At 71.0% G+C, this 15,369-nt stretch carries 12 protein-coding genes; 7 read left to right on the top strand and 5 right to left on the bottom strand.

Annotated features, from left to right (window positions below; all coding sequences use genetic code 11):
• Positions 1 to 189: 189 nt before the first annotated feature.
• Positions 190 to 2,319 carry an elongation factor G gene (gene fusA, locus AB0F88_RS42425; RefSeq protein WP_362697658.1) on the bottom strand — a complete coding sequence of 710 codons (2,130 nt, stop codon included), beginning with the start codon at positions 2,317 to 2,319 and terminating at the stop codon, positions 190 to 192.
• Between the two features lie 478 nt (positions 2,320 to 2,797).
• Between fusA and AB0F88_RS42420 the strand changes: the two genes are divergently transcribed.
• Together AB0F88_RS42420 and AB0F88_RS42415 are read left to right on the top strand one after the other, a co-directional pair.
• The gene (locus AB0F88_RS42420; protein ID WP_362697655.1) at positions 2,798 to 3,925 is read left to right on the top strand and encodes a pectinesterase family protein; all 1,128 of its coding nucleotides are present in this window, start codon (positions 2,798 to 2,800) and stop codon (positions 3,923 to 3,925) included.
• A 655-nt stretch (positions 3,926 to 4,580) separates the two neighbouring features.
• The gene (locus AB0F88_RS42415; RefSeq protein WP_362697652.1) at positions 4,581 to 5,117 is read left to right on the top strand and encodes an RICIN domain-containing protein; all 537 of its coding nucleotides are present in this window, start codon (positions 4,581 to 4,583) and stop codon (positions 5,115 to 5,117) included.
• Between the two features lie 224 nt (positions 5,118 to 5,341).
• Here the strand turns inward: AB0F88_RS42415 and AB0F88_RS42410 are convergent, their stop codons facing one another.
• From AB0F88_RS42410 to AB0F88_RS42395, 4 genes are all read right to left on the bottom strand, one after another.
• Positions 5,342 to 6,736: a hypothetical protein gene (locus AB0F88_RS42410; RefSeq protein ID WP_362697649.1), complete on the bottom strand. Its 1,395-nt coding sequence runs from the start codon at positions 6,734 to 6,736 to the stop codon at positions 5,342 to 5,344.
• Between the two features lie 26 nt (positions 6,737 to 6,762).
• On the bottom strand, positions 6,763 to 8,277 hold the full coding sequence (locus tag AB0F88_RS42405) for a serine/threonine-protein kinase (RefSeq protein WP_362697646.1): 1,515 nt from the start codon (positions 8,275 to 8,277) through the stop codon (positions 6,763 to 6,765).
• A 10-nt stretch (positions 8,278 to 8,287) separates the two neighbouring features.
• Complete coding sequence (locus AB0F88_RS42400; protein WP_362697643.1) at positions 8,288 to 9,778, bottom strand: serine/threonine-protein kinase; 1,491 nt, start codon at positions 9,776 to 9,778, stop codon at positions 8,288 to 8,290.
• 632 nt (positions 9,779 to 10,410) lie between these two features.
• Positions 10,411 to 10,647 (bottom strand): hypothetical protein, encoded by a 237-nt coding sequence (locus tag AB0F88_RS42395; RefSeq protein ID WP_362697640.1) that lies wholly within the window; start codon positions 10,645 to 10,647, stop codon positions 10,411 to 10,413.
• Positions 10,648 to 10,843: 196 nt separating this feature from the next.
• Here AB0F88_RS42395 and AB0F88_RS42390 point away from each other — a divergent pair, with 196 nt between their 5' ends.
• From AB0F88_RS42390 to AB0F88_RS42370, 5 genes are all read left to right on the top strand, one after another.
• Positions 10,844 to 12,115 (top strand): sensor domain-containing protein, encoded by a 1,272-nt coding sequence (locus tag AB0F88_RS42390; protein WP_362697637.1) that lies wholly within the window; start codon positions 10,844 to 10,846, stop codon positions 12,113 to 12,115.
• Positions 12,103 to 12,762, top strand: coding sequence for a response regulator transcription factor (locus tag AB0F88_RS42385; protein ID WP_362697634.1), 660 nt, complete (start codon positions 12,103 to 12,105; stop codon positions 12,760 to 12,762). Before AB0F88_RS42390 ends, AB0F88_RS42385 begins: the two co-directional genes overlap by 13 nt.
• 233 nt (positions 12,763 to 12,995) lie before the next feature.
• Positions 12,996 to 13,358 (top strand): GntR family transcriptional regulator, encoded by a 363-nt coding sequence (locus tag AB0F88_RS42380; protein ID WP_362697631.1) that lies wholly within the window; start codon positions 12,996 to 12,998, stop codon positions 13,356 to 13,358.
• On the top strand, positions 13,355 to 14,278 hold the full coding sequence (locus AB0F88_RS42375; RefSeq protein WP_362697628.1) for an ABC transporter ATP-binding protein: 924 nt from the start codon (positions 13,355 to 13,357) through the stop codon (positions 14,276 to 14,278). Before AB0F88_RS42380 ends, AB0F88_RS42375 begins: the two co-directional genes overlap by 4 nt.
• On the top strand, positions 14,275 to 14,979 hold the full coding sequence (locus AB0F88_RS42370; RefSeq protein ID WP_362697625.1) for a hypothetical protein: 705 nt from the start codon (positions 14,275 to 14,277) through the stop codon (positions 14,977 to 14,979). The genes AB0F88_RS42375 and AB0F88_RS42370 overlap by 4 nt, the downstream gene beginning before the upstream one ends.
• Positions 14,980 to 15,369 lie beyond the last annotated feature (390 nt).

Genomic DNA, 15,369 nt, shown 5'->3' with positions numbered 1-15,369 from the left:
GGTTCGCCGAGGAGCGCGGGCTGACCGGCGCCGAGGCCCTGGAGGCCGGGATGCGGGAGAAGTCCGAGGAGTTCTCCCGCGAGGGCGGCCGGATCAGGACCACCGCCGGTTCCTCCCGGGCTCTACCGATACCCGGGTTCCATCGATACCCGGGTTCCATCGATACCCGAGCTCTACCGATCCCGGGTTCTACCGGGGCGGCGTCCCGTCGGGCACCGTGCCCGGCACCGGGGCGTATCCGGTGGCCCGGGTGGTGAAGGTGCCCCGGCCCTGGGTCCGGCTGCGCAGCCGGGTCGCGTAGCCGAACAGCTCGGCCAGCGGCACGGTCGCGGTGATCACCACCGTCCCGGCCCGCGCGGTCGAGCCGGAGACCCGGCCGCGCCGGGCCGCCAGATCGCCCAGTACCCCGCCGGCGGCGTCGTCGGGCACGGTGGCCGTGACCTCGACCACCGGTTCCAGCAGCGCCATCGCACCGGCCCGCAGCGCCTCACGCAGCGCGAACCGTCCGGCCGTGCGGAACGCCATCTCCGAGGAGTCCTTGGGGTGGGTGGCCCCGTCGGTCAGCGTGACCCGCAGGCCGGTCACCGGATGACCGCCGAGGGGCCCCTCGGCCAGCGCGTCCCGGCACCCCGCCTCCACCGCCCGCACGTACTCCTTCGGCACCCGCCCGCCGACGACGGTCGAGCCGAACACGAAGCCCGCCGCGTCCGGGGCGGTATCCAGCGGCTCCAGTGGTTCCACGTCGAGGACGACGTGGGCGAACTGGCCGGCGCCGCCGTCCTGCTTGACGTGCCGGTACAGCAGCCCGGACACCCCGCGCACGACAGTCTCCCGGTAGGCGACCTGGGGCCGGCCGACGCCGACGTCCAGGCCGTGGGCGCGACGGATCTTCTCCACCGCGACCTCCAGATGCAGCTCGCCCATTCCCGACAGCACCGTCTGGCCGGTCTCGGGGTCGGTCCGGACCACCAGCGAGGGATCCTCCTCGACCAGCCGTGCCAGCGCCGACGCCAACCGGCCGGAGTCGACGCTCCTGCGGGCCTCGACCGCGACGGAGACCACCGGATCGGCCACGGCCGGCGGTTCGAGGACCAGCGGCGCCGAGGGCTCGCACAGGGTGGTCCCGGTGCGGGCCGCCTTCAACCCGACGACCGCGACGATGTCCCCCGCCACCGCCCGGTCCACCTCGGTGTTCCGGTCGGCCTGTACCCGCAGGATCCGGCCGATCCGCTCGGTACGCCGCACGCCCGCGTCCAGCACCGTGTCTCCCTTCCGGATCGTTCCCGAGTAAACGCGCAGGTAGGACAGCCGCCCGGTGGCGGTCGAGCTCACCTTGAACACCAGGGCGGCGAACGGCGCCGCCGGGTCGGCGGCCCGTTCCAGCACCGTGCCGTCCCAGGAGCCGTCCTGAGTACCGGCCCGGGTGCCGTCCGGGGTGCCGCGTACCGGCGGCACGTCCAGCGGCGAGGGCAGGTAGGCGACGACGGCGTCCAGCAGCGGCTCGATCCCCCGGTCGCGGTAGGCCGATCCGCACAGCACCACCACGCCCTCACCGGTACGGGTCAGGTCGCGCAGCGCGGCGGCGAGGGTCGGCGCGGAGATCGCCGACTCCGCGCAGAACTCCTCCAGCGCGGCCGGGTGCAGTTCGGCCACCGCCTCCTCCAGCAGCCGCCGGCGCCGGTGTGCCTCCTCCAGCAGGGCGTCCGGCACCGGCCCCTCCTCGAACGTGTCGTGGCCTCCGGCCCAGACCAGTGACCGCATGCGCAGCAGGTCCACCACGCCGGTGAACCCGTCCTCCCGCCCGATCGGCAGCTGGACGACGAGCGGGACCACCCGCAACCGCTCGCGGATCGACGCGACCGCCGTGTCGAGATCGGCGCCGGCGCGGTCGAGCTTGTTGACGAAGGCGATCCGCGGCACCCCGTGCCGGTCGGCCTGCCGCCACACCGACTCGCTCTGCGGCTCGACGCCCGCGACGGCGTCGAACACCGCGATCGCGCCGTCGAGCACCCGCAGCGAGCGCTCCACCTCGTCGGAGAAGTCGACGTGGCCCGGGGTGTCGATCAGATGGATGCGGTGGCCGTCCCAGGCACAGCTCACCGCCGCGGCGAAGATGGTTATTCCACGGTCGCGCTCCTGGGAGTCGAAGTCGGTGACGGTCGTCCCGTCGTGCACCTCGCCACGCTTGTAGGTGGCGCCGGTGACGTACAGGATCCGTTCGGTGACGGTGGTCTTGCCCGCGTCGACGTGGGCGAGGATGCCCAGGTTGCGGACGCCGGTCAGCGAGTCGGTGAGATGACGGTGCAGGTCGGTGCGCACGGCCCATGGCCCTTCGGAATGTTCCGGACAGGACGGCGCGATTCCCGGACGAGACGACCCGAGGTCAGGTCGTGGAGGGACCCCTGGCGTGGCGCGACCACACAGGGACATGCCCCGGCGGCCGGTTCGGCGCCGGGCGGGCAGGGGTCAGGGGTTCGTCACGGGCATTCGACGCCGGCCGCGCGGCCGGCGTCGGACACCGACGAAGACACCAGGATCACGTCGTAGCGTGACGGGGGAATGACCACAGCGGTGCGGTGGCGCACGGACTGCTCCCCTCACTGGTAAGGCGCGCGCCGCGACGTCGCGGCAGCGCGTGATCAGTGGCGAGTGTAGCGAGACCGGCACGGGCGGAAAAGCGATTTTCTCGCCGGGTCGGCGATACATGTCGGCCATTGACACCACTGCCTGATTTATCTAACTTCCGGATGTTGCCATGAGGGAAACCTTTCACGCGGGTGAACGCGGGAGTGTGGCCATGTCGCCCCAGAGTCCACTGTTCGGCCGGCGCCGGACGCCGGCCGTAGCCGCGACCGCGGCCCTCGGACTCGCGCTCGTCCCTGCGGCCGGAACGGCGGCCGGGGCCGCCGCCCGGCGCCCGTTCGGGCCGTACGGATCGCCGCGGCACAGGCGGGACGAGCGCACGCTGTACGTCGACCCCCAGGGCCGGGGCGACCACCTCACCGTCCAGGCGGCGGTCGACGCGACGCCCGACGCTCCCGAACGGGGCTGGACCCTGGTGATCGCGGCCGGGACCTACCGCGAGACGGTGCTGGTGTCCCAGGCCAAGACCGGCCTGACCTTCCTCGGCGCCACCCGTGACGCCCGTGACGTCGTCATCGTCTTCGACAACGCCGCTGGGACGGCGAGGCCCGGCGGCGGCACGTACGGGACCGGCGGCAGCGCCACCACCACGATCCAGGCCGACGGGTTCACGGCGACCTACGTGACCTTCGCCAACGACTGGCTGCGCGCCGACCACCCGGAGATCACCGCGACGCAGGCCGTCGCGGTGAAGGTCATGGGCGACCGTTCCGCCTTCGAGGCGTGCCGCTTCCTCGGCCACCAGGACACGCTGTACGCCGACACCCGCAGCCTGGCCACTTTCGCCCGGCAGTACTACCGCCGCTGCCACGTCGAAGGCGACGTCGACTTCGTCTTCGGCCGTGCCACCGCGGTCTTCGACCGGTGCGAGCTGCGCGCCCTGACCCGCGACGTGTCGTTTACGCCGTACGGTTTCGTGTTCGCGCCGAGCACCGCCGCCGCGAACCCGCACGGCTACCTGGCCACCAGGTGCCGCGTCACCGGCGAGGCCCCCGACGGCTCCTACGGCCTCGCCCGCCCCTGGCGGCCGAGCAGTGACCCGACCGCCGTCCCGATGCTGACCGTGCGCGAGACCTGGATCGGCCCCGCGGTCGACACCACCACGCCGTACGTGAACATGAGCTCGGGTTACCCCTGGCAGGAGGCCAGGTTCGGCGAGTACCGCAACTCCGGTCCTGGAGCGGCGATCCCGGTTCCCGGGAACAGGCCGCGGCTGACCCCCGAGCAGGCGGCCGGGCTGACCATCCGCACCCACCTCGGCGACTGGAGGCCGCCGGTGTAGACCGACACGGTCCGCACGGTCTGTGTGGACCGCGTGGACCGCGTGGACCGTGCGGTGTCAGGTCACGAGCCCGATCCGGGGGCGGCTTGCCCGACGAGAGGAGCCCGCCGGTCTCACGCGACCGGCCGGGGTCCGGAGGCCGGTAGCCGATCCAGCCGAACGAGACAGGTCGGTCGGCCACGCCGTGGTAGCCGGTCGTGAGGTTCTCGTTGGCGCCCCACCGGTGCCCCTGCGGCAAGTTCGCCGCGTCGGTGCGGATGAAGATCCAGCCGCGTCCCACCCCCGAGTACTCGGTCGCGCCGGCCACCTCAATCACAGATCGCCCCATGCGGCCATTTAACCCGGATATGGGCACTCGCTTAAATTGTCCGCCACACAGCTGATTCGCCGCTTTATCTCCATTGAAGAGGGAGAATCGGATCAAACCCCGTCCACTCGACACCATTACCTCCAAATCCACGAAAAGAGTCCGGGCTCACCGCGACGGGCGCACCGGCGCCCTTTTCTCGGATGCGGATCCCACCTCCGGAATCGATCGATCGTCACGAGATGCCGGACACGACACAATGGCCGCCTTCAAGCGTGCTTAACCAGGACGATGAGCGATTCGTGCTATCAAGGATTTGTTTCCTTTGGGAGCGACTAAGGAGGATCGATGAAACTTTTCCACGCCGTTCAAGCCCTGAGCATTGCCGGGACTTTGCTCTCCGTGCCGTTTACCGTGATGCCGGCCGCGGCCGTCGCGGTCACCGATGCGCCGGAGCGGCTCCGGGCAGAAGCCCCGAGGAGCCTGGTGTCCCGGAGCAGCGGCAAGTGCCTGGACGTGTACAGCGCCGGCATGGCCGACGGCGCCAACGTCATTCAATGGACGTGCAACTCTCAGCCGAATCAGCGGTGGGATCTGGTGATATCCAACAGCGGCTACTACACGCTAAGGGTCGCGCACAGCGGAAAGTGTCTCGACGTCGCGAACGCCAGCGGGGCCGACGGCGCCAACGTCGTTCAATGGACGTGCAACTCTCAGACCAATCAGCAGTGGCGGCTCGTCCAGAAGGGCAACAACTACTTCTCACTGGTGTCCCGGCACAGCGGCAAGTGCCTGGACGTGTACAGCGCCAGCATGGCGGACGGCGCCAACATCGTCCAGTGGAACTGCACGTCGCAATACAACCAGCAGTGGCGGTTCGCCTGAGCGGACGATTCTCACCACCCACGCCTCCGGCCTTAATCGGGAACGGGCGGTCGGCGGTCGTGGCCGCGAGCAAGGCGCCGGGATTTCTCATCTCCCGGCGCCTTTCGTGACCGCTCTTCCCTGGGTTTCCATGCCCGGCTCTTCCCGAGGCTTCCCGGCCCGCCCCCGCCGAGGCGGCCGACGGCCCGCGTACCGGCCGCCGACGAGGGTGGCCGCCTCACCCGTCAGCCGTCGAGCGCGCCCATCACGGACCGCATCACCGGCATCGCGCCCTCGGTGGCCTTCTTCAGGCTCATGAGCGTGGACTTTTCGGAGTTGACGGGGGTTCCCTCGGGGCGGTCGCTGCCGCCGAAGAGCAGGGAGACGACGTTCCTGCCGTCGAGCACGTGGATGTTGTAGGTCCCGGTGTGGGCGGTGCTGGTCCGCTGCTCGACCGTGTAGCCGAACGCCTCCTGCCCGAGGCCCGTGAGCTTCTCCTGCGCGCCCGTGGTGATGCCACCGAAAGAGGATTTTGTCCGGTGAATTCCGCTTCGCCGGTCGACGAAGTAGTACCGCGCGGAGTCGGCGTCGGGAAAGGCCCGGATGGAGATCCGGAGATTCCGCCAGCGGACGGTGCCCGGCTTCACCGGCAACGTCTCGTTCCACCACTGGCACAGGGTGAGCGCCGCCTTACCCTCCTGGTTGCGGGCCGCCAGCCCTTCGGTGTCGGGGACCAGTTTCACGGCTCGCGCTCTCGCCGCGACACAGGGCTTGGGCAGCGCGACGAGCATGGGCGTCGGGGTGGGGGTCGGGGTGGGCGTGGGCCTGGACTTACCCGCGTACGGCAGCGGCCGGTTCGACCGCCAGGCCGTGACCGACGCGGCCACCTGGGTGAGCAGGTTCCCGGCCTCGCGCAGGGCGTTCTTCTCGGTGATCGACTTCATGGTCTCCGCGGACCGGAAGTCGGCCTCCTTGTGCCTCTCGCCGGCCTGGTACCTCACCTCGAAGGTGATGTTTCCGATCCTGCCGATTCCCTCGCCGTAGGCACTGCGGGATATCTTCCCCTTCGACCACTGGTAATGGACCGCCGCCGCCTCCCCGACACCGGGGAGCGTCACCGGCTTCGACTGGTAGAGCTCCTCGTCGACGTTCTTCGCACCGTACCGGTACGTCGACAGTCTGCCGTCGTACCGGTTGGCGGCCGCCTTCGCGGCGGTCGTGGTGCCGATCCCCTCGTGTGCGGTGACCTCGACGGTGATCTTGCGCGTGCGTGTCACCTCCCGGTAGGAGATGTTGTTGTTGGTCCAGGTGCATGTCTGGTAGACGTAACTCACCAGGCCGGTCCGGTCGCTGTTCGACCGTGACCTGATCTCCGCACGGGGAACCAGACGGTCCGCCTCGTCCGGATCGAGCATGGCGCAGACGTCGACGCCGAGGGCCGCCCGGGCGGAGGCCGAAGGTGACGGGAGCGGCGTCGGAGCCGCGGTGACCCGGCCGTTGCCGACCAGCAGAAGGGTGAGGACGCTGCCGGTGGCCATTCCCAGAACGGCGACGAGGACGATCACCAGCCACGACGGGGCCCCCGGCGCCCGCCTGGACGACGGCCCCCGAGGCTCGGTGGTGTTCTGACCGTGGACCATCTGACCTCTCAGAAAGGTTGGCGGCTTCACCCGAGGGCGACGTCGACGAACTTCGCCGTCCGGACGGCGGTCTCCCGGATCTCCGGCAGGGCGGAGGCGTCCCCCGTCCACCGGGCGGTGACCTCGGTGACGAGGTTGCCGCGCCGGAACCAGATCGTGCTCGCGGCCGTCCCCGCCCCCGTTTCGACCGTGTCGCGCGCGTATCCCTCGTCCGCGAACTCCGGCTGGTCACGGACCTGTGAGGTGACGGCGTCCGGGGCGGTGCCGGCCTGCCGCTCCCGGACCGCGCGCTGGGCCGCGAAGTCGTCCCGGGCGGTGGACGACATCCGGTGGGTGACGTTGATCGTCCGGTACCGGCCGCTCCGCAGTTCCGTCCACCGGCATCCGCCGTCGTCGGCGGGGGCGCCGTCGACGCCGGCCCCGAGGAGTCGCTGGACCTGGGCCGTGGTGAGGCTCCGGCACGGGTCGGGAGCGACGGCGAACCGCCGTTCCTCCACGCCGGGAGCCCCGCCCTCTCCGGCGAGGAGGCGCCAGGTCACCAGGCCGCCCGCGACGACCAGGGCCGCGACCAGCGTCCCGGCGAGGATCGGCTTCCACCGTCCAGCTTGCCGTACGGAACCGGGAGGCGAGGTGAGGGGCGGCTTCCACCGTCCAGCGCGCCGTACGGAACCGGGGGGCGACCCGGGGAGCGGCTTCCACCGTCCCGCGCGCCACCCCCGGCGTCGTGCGGGCCCGCCGGCGGTGCGGGGCGCCGTGGCCAGCCGGGCGAGCACCTCCCGGACGGCCGCGGCGGCGGGCCGGCGATCGGGGTCCTTGTCGAGCAGGGCGAGGACGAGCCGGGCAAGTTCGGGCGAGGCCAGGACCATCGGCCGGGGTTCGTGCATGATCACGGCCGCGATGACCGCCTCGGGCTGCCGCCGGGAGAAGGGCCCCTCCCCCTCGACCGCCAAATAGAGGGTCGCGCCGAGCGACCACAGGTCCGACGCCGGCCCGGCGGTCTCCTGGCGGAACCGCTCGGGCGCGATGTAGCCGGGCGAGCCGACCAGGCCCCGCTCGTCGACGTCTCCCGCGCCGAGGGGCACGGCGATGCCGAAATCCGTGAGCATCGCGCGGCCGCTCTCGTCGAGGAGGACGTTGGCCGGCTTGACGTCACGGTGCAGGATTCCGTGGGCGTGCGCCACCGACAGGGCGTCCAGCACGGCCAGCCCGATCTGGGCGACCCGCCAGGTGGGCAGCGGTACCAGCTCGTCGAGGGAGTGGCCCGGGACCAGGTCCATCACGATCCAGGGGCGCCCGTCGTGGGTGACCACGTCGTGGATCCGTACGACGGCCGGGTGGCTGAGCCGGCCGGCGACCCTGGCCTCGCGGATCGCGCGGGCGGTGAACTCGGCCAGTTCCCGTTCGCCGAGCCCCGGCGGGATCCGCACCTGCTTGACCGCGACCTCGCGCCGCAGCAGTTCGTCGGTGGCCCGCCAGACCGTGCCGAAGCCGCCCTCTCCCAGCGGCGTCGTGAGCCGGTAGCGTCCGGCCAGCAGGTCCACGCCGCGGCCCCTAGCCCAGGCCCCGCAGCGCGGTCGCGGCCGTCCTGGCCGCCTCGACGCCCGCCTGCCGCAGCGCGTCGTCGGAGCCGGTCCGCAGGTTGACGTAGTGCAGGTCCGCCACCAGGTTGCCGAGCCTGAAGGTGACCACGATCATGCGGACCCGCCCCTCGGCGTTGGCCGCGTTCCAGGAGAACGCCTCGTCCCCCACGTCCGTGAGCGTGCGAGGAACGGAGCGGGTCATGCGTTGCTTGTCCTCGATCCCGATCTCGTACCAGATCCACTCCACGTCGCGGGTGCCGTGGATCTGCTGCCGCTCCAGGGCGGCGAAGAGCTCGTGCGCGGACCCGGGGTTCAGCGACCACGGGTCCGGGGTGTCGGAGTCGGTGACGGCGGTCAGCTCCACCCCCGCGCCGCGGATCGTCCACTCGCAGCCGTTCTCGGACGCGCGCCCGCCCGCCGGAGCGCCGAGAAACCTGGTGACCTGTTCCGGTGACAGCGCCTTGCAGAGGTCCACGGCCTTTTCGAACACCGGTGACACCGGCCTGGCCGCCGGCACGGGCTCTCTCGTGACCAGGATGGCGGCCGCGGCGGAGACCACGGCCGCCGCCACGGCCAGCAGGACCGTCGGGGTCCACCGGCGCGGCGGGCGGCCGATCGGCTGGGGCGCGGTGATGCGCGGTGATTCACCGTCCGCGATCTGCCGCAGCAGCCCCAGCGCGATCTCGGCGTCCGGGCGCGCCTCGGGCTCGCGGGCCATCAGCCACAGCAGGAGCGAGGCCAGCGGACCGGCGACCCGCGGCGGGCGGGGGTCCTGCGTGAGCGTCGCCCGGATCACGTCCGCGGGAGAGCCGTCGTAGGGCGGGACACCCTCCAGCGCGATGAAGAGGGTCGCCCCCAGCGACCACAGGTCCGAGGCGGGGCCGCCGTTCTCGCCGGCCAGGCGCTCCGGGGCGATGAACCCGGGCGTCCCGATGACCTGGCTCGCGCCGGTCAGCGTGGGCTGGTCCGGGGAACGGGCGATGCCGAAGTCGGTGAGGACGACGCGGTCGTCGTTGGTCAGGAACACGTTGCCGGGTTTGACGTCACGGTGCTGCACGTCGTGCGCGTGCGCGGCGACCAGCGCCTCCAGCAGGAAGGCTCCGATCGAGGCCACCTGGAGGGGGAGCCGCGGGCCGCGGGCCGCCAGCTCGTCGGCGAGGTTGCGGCCGTGCAGCCGTTCCATGACGATCCACGGCCTGCCGTCCTCCACCAGCACGTCGTGTACGGCGACGATCGCCGGGTGACGCAGCCGCGCCATGACCTCGGCCTCCCGCATGACCCTGGCCACCAGCTCGGCACGGCTCCGCTCGTCGCTGCCCTCCGGGATTCTCACCTCCTTGACGGCGACCTCACGGTCGAGCATCTCGTCCCTGGCCAGCCACACGGTGCCCATTCCGCCGTGGCCGAGTGGACGCAGGAGAAGATAGCGAAGAGCCAGCTTCGCCCCCATCGAGTCGGCCATATTCCAACAATAGGCAATTATCCTGCGTCAATCGATCTCGAATGTGATGAGGCGGTGCCGAAGCCCCTACCGCGACGTCCCCGTATCGCGTTCACGAAGTATCGCGGTCACGGAGTATCGCGTTCACGAATCAAGGAATGGGCAGACAGGCGCGTTACCCACCTCGAAGGACGTGGCCGGCCCGAAGGTCTTACGAGCATCACGGCGAGGAAGGGTTCCCTATTTTCGGCCAGTACATAATAAGTTTCAGCCATCGAGCGAAACCTGACGGTCATGCCGATCGACGCGATCGGGCCGGCGCTACCCCTGCTCTTCGGGCACGGGCGGCATTCGCGGATCCCGGCCCCCGCGCCGGCCTCGGCGCCGCCCCCGGCTCCCGGGTCGCGACGCGGGCCGCGGCGCCGGGGAACCCCGGACACCATTCGGGGGCACGTCCGGGTAAAAGCGTGCGCTTCCCCTACCGGCCCGCGCCGGCCATTCCTTTTCCCCTTTCCCCTATCTTCAAACGTGACACCGAAAACGGCGTCCATTCACGGCGAAAAAGGATTTGGGCCCGCCCGCCGGCCGGCGCCCCCGACGCCATCCGGCGCCTCCAGGAGGCGCAGTCCGGCCGAACCCGGCCATGCCGCTCCTCACCGCCGGTGCCGGTAGTGGTGGACGATCAGGGCGGCGACGCACGCGAGAGCGGCCAGCCCGAACCCGGCGCCGGCGAGGACGTTGTCGCCGACGGACGAAAACACAATGTTGAGAACCGCGCTGACCATCAGCAGGAACCACAGCACGGGACGTACCATCCCGGCCCGGGCGCCGGTGGGCCGTACCGGACGTGGAGCCTCGGAGGCCTGCAGAACGTGGTGGGAATCGGTCACGGTACGCTCCTCGCTCGATGAACTCGGCAGATCGTCTGTCACACCTCGACGCTACGGACGATCACCGCCGGCGGCGATCCCGTCCACGGGACAGCCGAGGTACAGCAGGCTGTACTCCTTGGCCGCCGGTCTGACGACGGCCCGGATGGTGCCCTATCGTCTGGTCCAGGAGGTTCGTCTGGTCCAGGAGGTGCGGATGCCGACCCCTGACCCCGCGACCGGCCGGAAGCCGGAGCGCCGCTGGGACGTGTTCGCCCGCGCCCGCGCCGCCCTGGACGCGTTCGAACACCTCATCGGCGGGCTCGGCACCACGGTCCTGGCGCTGGTCGCGCTCCTCCTGGTTGCCGCCACCGCGCTCGCCTGCCTCGTCGGGGTGGGCCTGCTCCTGGTGCCCGCCACGCTGCGCGCGCTGCGTGCCGTCGCCGACCGGGAACGCGCGCGGCTCTCCCGCTGGGGCCCGGAGATCATCGGCCCGGAGCCGGTGCCGCCCGGCCTGCGTGCCGCCCTCACCGATCCGACCACCCGCCGGGAGCTGGGCTGGGTGGTCGTCCACGCCACCTTCGGGCTGTTGCTCAGCCTGACCGGTCTCACGGTGTCCTTCAGCGCGGTGACCAACACCACCTTCCCGCTGTGGTGGCGGCTGCTGCCTCCGGAGGAGGCGTCCAGCTCCGCCATGGGGCTCTGGACCGTACGGGACCTGCCCAGCGCCCTCGGAGTCGGCCTGCTCGGCCTGGGATGGATCGTCCTCGCCCTCCTCCTCACCCCGGGTATGGCACGGCTGCAGGCGTGGCCCGGCAGGCGCCTCCTGCCGGCCGACCCCGGCACCGACCTCGCGCTGCGGGTCGCGCAACTCACCGCGACCCGCGCCGCCGCGCTGGACGCGCACGCCGCCGAGCTGCGGAGGATCGAACGGTCGCTGCACGACGGGACCCAGAACCGCATCGTCGCCGTCACCATCCTGCTCGGCGCGGCCCGTCGCACGCTGGCACGCGACCCGTCCGACGCCGACGCCATCCTCGAACGCGCGCAGAGCGCCGCCGAGCAGGCGCTCGCCGAGCTTCGCGCGGTCGCCCGCAGCATCCTGCCCCCGGTGCTGACCGACCGGAGCCTCGCCGACGCCCTCACCGGTCTGGCCACGACCTGCCCGGTCCCGTGCCGGATCGACGCCGACATTCCCGTCCGGTGCGCCGCCTCCGTCGAGGCCACGGCCTACTTCGTGGCGGCCGAGGCGCTCACCAACATCGCCAAGCACAGCCGTGCCCGGCACGCCACCGTCAAGGTCCGCCGCGACGCCGACCGGCTCCACCTCCAGATCACCGACGACGGCCACGGCGGGGCGGACCAGCGCGGCGGGTCGGGGCTCGTCGGCATCCGCCGCCGTACCGAAGCACACGACGGGACATTCATGCTGAACAGCCCTCCCGGTGGACCCACCACCCTCACGGTGAGCCTGCCATGCGGATCGTGATCGCCGAGGACGACCCGCTCCTGCGCGAGGGCCTCGCGCTGCTGCTGCGCGCCGAGGCACTCGACGTCGTGGCCACCGCCGGCGACCCCGACGGCTTCCTGGCCGCCGTCGACGCCCACAGGCCGGATGTCGCCATCGTCGACGTCCGGATGCCGCCGACCCACACCGACGAGGGGATCGTCGCGGCCGTCGAGGCGAGGCGGCGCCGGCCGGACCTGGCCGTGCTCGTGCTGTCCGCCTACGTCGAGCAGGCCTTCGCCACCGAACTGCTCGCCCAGGGCAGCTCCCGCCTCGGCTATCTCCTGAAGGAGCGGGTCGGGCGGGTCGAGGAGTTCCTGAGCGCGCTGCACCGGGTGGCGGGCGGAGGCACGGCCATCGACCCCGACGTCGTCGCGCAGCTCCTCACCCGCACCCGGCCCGACACCCGGCTGGACCGCCTCAGCCCCCGCGAGCGCGACGTGCTGGCCCTGATGGCCGAAGGGCTGGGCAACACCGCCATCGCCGAACGGCTGTTCGTCACCGACGGCGCCGTCCACAAGCACATCCGCAGCATCTTCGCCAAGCTCGACCTGCCGCCCACCGACCGGGCGGACCGGCGCGTCACCGCCGTCCTGCACTACCTCGAGGACGCCCACCGCCGAGCCTGACCTGCCACCCGGACGCCCGGTGCCACATGATCAGGGTGCGGTGCCGGGGCGCCTCGTCGCGCTTGCGCCGCTCCTCGGCCTTCCAATCCGGCATCTCGCGTTTCCCCGCGTCACCGCGGCCAGGACGAGGAGACCGCGGCCTCGCCCACCCCGCCGTGAAGCCGATGTTGACGCATGGCTTCTTCGCTCCTATGGTTCATTACAAGAGTAATGAACCAACTAAGCGGGTGCTCATGTTCGATGACCAGAGCCCGATCTATCGGCAGATCGCCGATCGCATCAAGACCGAGGTGTTGAACGGCACGCTGAGCGGCGGCGACCAGGTCATGTCGACCAACCGGTACGCCGCCTTCTACCGGATCAATCCCGCCACGGCGGCCAAGGCCTTCCAGCAACTGGTCGACGAGGGCGTTCTCTACAAGAAACGAGGCATCGGCATGTTCGTCAGTCCGGACGCCCGGGAGGCGCTCAGGAGTCAGCGGCGGGAAAGCTTCTTCGCCGAGGTGGTCACCCCGATGGTGGCCGAGGCGAAGGTGATCGGCATCCCTCTCACCGACATCGTCAAGAGGATCCACGAGCTCGAGGAGCGCGCATGAACATCATGGCCGACGGCCTGCGAGTGGACTACGGCACCGTCAGAGCGGTCGACGACGTCACGTTCTCCCTTGACGGCGGCAAGATATACGGCCTCCTGGGGCGCAACGGATCGGGCAAGACCAGCCTGCTGTCGGTGCTGGCCGCCTTCCGCAGGCAGTCGGGGGGCACGGTGCGGGTCGGGGGCCGCCCCGTGTTCGAGAACGCGGACGTCACCCGCGACATCTGCCTGATCCGCGACACGGGCGAGACGGTCGACATCGGCACCGCCGCGGACGCGCTCGACTTCGCCAGGTCGCTCCGCCCGAACTGGGACGCGGAGTACGCCCGCACGCTGATGGACACCTTCAAGCTGAAGCGGAGCGCGACCGTCAAGACCATGTCCAAGGGGCAGCGGTCGGCACTGGGAGTGGTGGTGGGGCTGGCCGCGCGGGCGCCGCTGACCATGTTCGACGAGTCCTACATCGGGATGGACGCCCCCTCCCGCTACGCCTTCTACGACGCCCTGCTCGCCGACTACATGGAGCGCCCGCGCACGATCGTTCTCTCCACCCACCTGATCGAGGAGGTCAGCTCGCTGTTCGAGGAGGTCCTGATCCTCAACCAGGGCAGGCTGCTCCTGCACGAGCGGAGCGAGACCCTCCTCGCGCGCGGCACCTCGGTCACCGGGCCGGTGGCCGGGGTCGACGCCTTCACCGCCGGGCTCACGGTGCTGAACACCAGGACTCTGGGCCCGACCAAGGTCGCCATGGTCTACGGCGACCTTGACGCCACCTCACGCGCCAAGGCCTCCCAGGCCGGGCTGGAGCTCGGCCCGATCGCCATGCAGGACCTGTTCGTCCACCTCACCGACCCCGACTCCGCAGCCCCCGCAACCCCTGCAGCCCCCGTCCCCACCGAGCCCGCCGGAGACGTCCGATGAGATTCCCCAGCCGCCTTCTGGGCGCACCCCTGGTCTACACCGCCTTCATGTGGGCGGGGTTCTACGTGCTGATCGTCCTGATCACGGTCGGCGTGACGATGTTCGGAACACTCGACATCAGCGTGTGGGAGGCCGCCACGCAGCTCCCCCGCTGGCTCGTCCTGTTCGTCGGTGTCTCCCTGATGAGGGAGTTCCTCCCGCTCTACATCGCGCACGGACAGACCCGCAGGCAGTTCGGTGCGCAGGCCGCGGTGACCGTCGCACTGTACGCGCCGGCGTTCTCGGCCCTGATCACCCTGGGCTACCTGCTGGAAGCACTCCTGTACAACCTGCTCGATCGGCCGCAGGCGCTGATGAACACCCACCTGTTCTCCTCGCCGACACAGGTGCCGCTGATCTTCGCCGAGTACCTCGTCCAGTGCCTGGCCTGGGTCGTCGCGGGAGCCCTCATGGGGGCGGCGTTCTACCGCTGGCAGGCCGGTGGGCTGCTCTCCCTGCCGTTCGGCGTCGCGCTGGTCGTGCTGGGCGAGTCGGCCATCGGCGGGAACCTGAGGCTGCCGTTCTTCACCTCGGCACTGGGCTTCGACCTCACGCCGAGCGTCACGACGGCTCTGGGTGCCGGCCTTGGTTGCCTCCTGCTCGGCCTGGCGATGACCTGGCTGCTCATCCGCGACGTCCCGCTTCGTAACAGGGTCCCCTGAGCACGGGCCGCTTCCCGGCGGGGCCCGGCGCACATGCTGGGCCCGCCGTCGTCGGGGAGGCGGCCGGCGAATCGGTCCTCGGCGCCTGCCGGTTTCCGGAGAAGCTGGAGGACTCGCGGGGAGAAATCCGGCGGCCGTCGACCTGGTGAAAAATGCAAGGCCCCGTCCGTCGGACGGGGCCTGCTCCCACCGGCGCGTGTCCCGTGGGGCTATGATCCTCATCAAACCGGCACTTCTCCGTGTCTGTCAACTCACCCGGAGTAACAGGAGCGCCAACTCGGCTCCCCCACCCCGATACGGAGAACCCCAAGGCCAGGCACCCGATCCCCTCGATGCCCCTGGCATCACTTCCGCACTTCAGGGAGATGTGGCACCGCCCGGACAATCCCG

Source organism: Streptosporangium sp. NPDC023963 (assembly GCF_040639135.1).
In the GTDB taxonomy this organism is placed as follows: Bacteria; Actinomycetota; Actinomycetes; order Streptosporangiales; family Streptosporangiaceae; genus Streptosporangium.
This window is presented reverse-complemented; position numbering and strand designations above follow the sequence as displayed.

Excerpts from the sequence above, each read along its gene's own strand:
- AB0F88_RS42420 (WP_362697655.1), top strand. The coding sequence starts at position 2,798 with ATGTCGCCCCAGAGTCCACTGTTCGGCCGGCGCCGGACGCCGGCCGTA.
- AB0F88_RS42415 (WP_362697652.1), top strand. The coding sequence starts at position 4,581 with ATGAAACTTTTCCACGCCGTTCAAGCCCTGAGCATTGCCGGGACTTTG.
- AB0F88_RS42410 (WP_362697649.1), bottom strand. The coding sequence starts at position 6,736 with ATGGTCCACGGTCAGAACACCACCGAGCCTCGGGGGCCGTCGTCCAGG.
- AB0F88_RS42400 (WP_362697643.1), bottom strand. The coding sequence starts at position 9,778 with ATGGCCGACTCGATGGGGGCGAAGCTGGCTCTTCGCTATCTTCTCCTG.
- AB0F88_RS42390 (WP_362697637.1), top strand. The coding sequence starts at position 10,844 with ATGCCGACCCCTGACCCCGCGACCGGCCGGAAGCCGGAGCGCCGCTGG.
- AB0F88_RS42385 (WP_362697634.1), top strand. The coding sequence starts at position 12,103 with ATGCGGATCGTGATCGCCGAGGACGACCCGCTCCTGCGCGAGGGCCTC.
- AB0F88_RS42380 (WP_362697631.1), top strand. The coding sequence starts at position 12,996 with ATGTTCGATGACCAGAGCCCGATCTATCGGCAGATCGCCGATCGCATC.
- AB0F88_RS42375 (WP_362697628.1), top strand. The coding sequence starts at position 13,355 with ATGAACATCATGGCCGACGGCCTGCGAGTGGACTACGGCACCGTCAGA.
- AB0F88_RS42370 (WP_362697625.1), top strand. The coding sequence starts at position 14,275 with ATGAGATTCCCCAGCCGCCTTCTGGGCGCACCCCTGGTCTACACCGCC.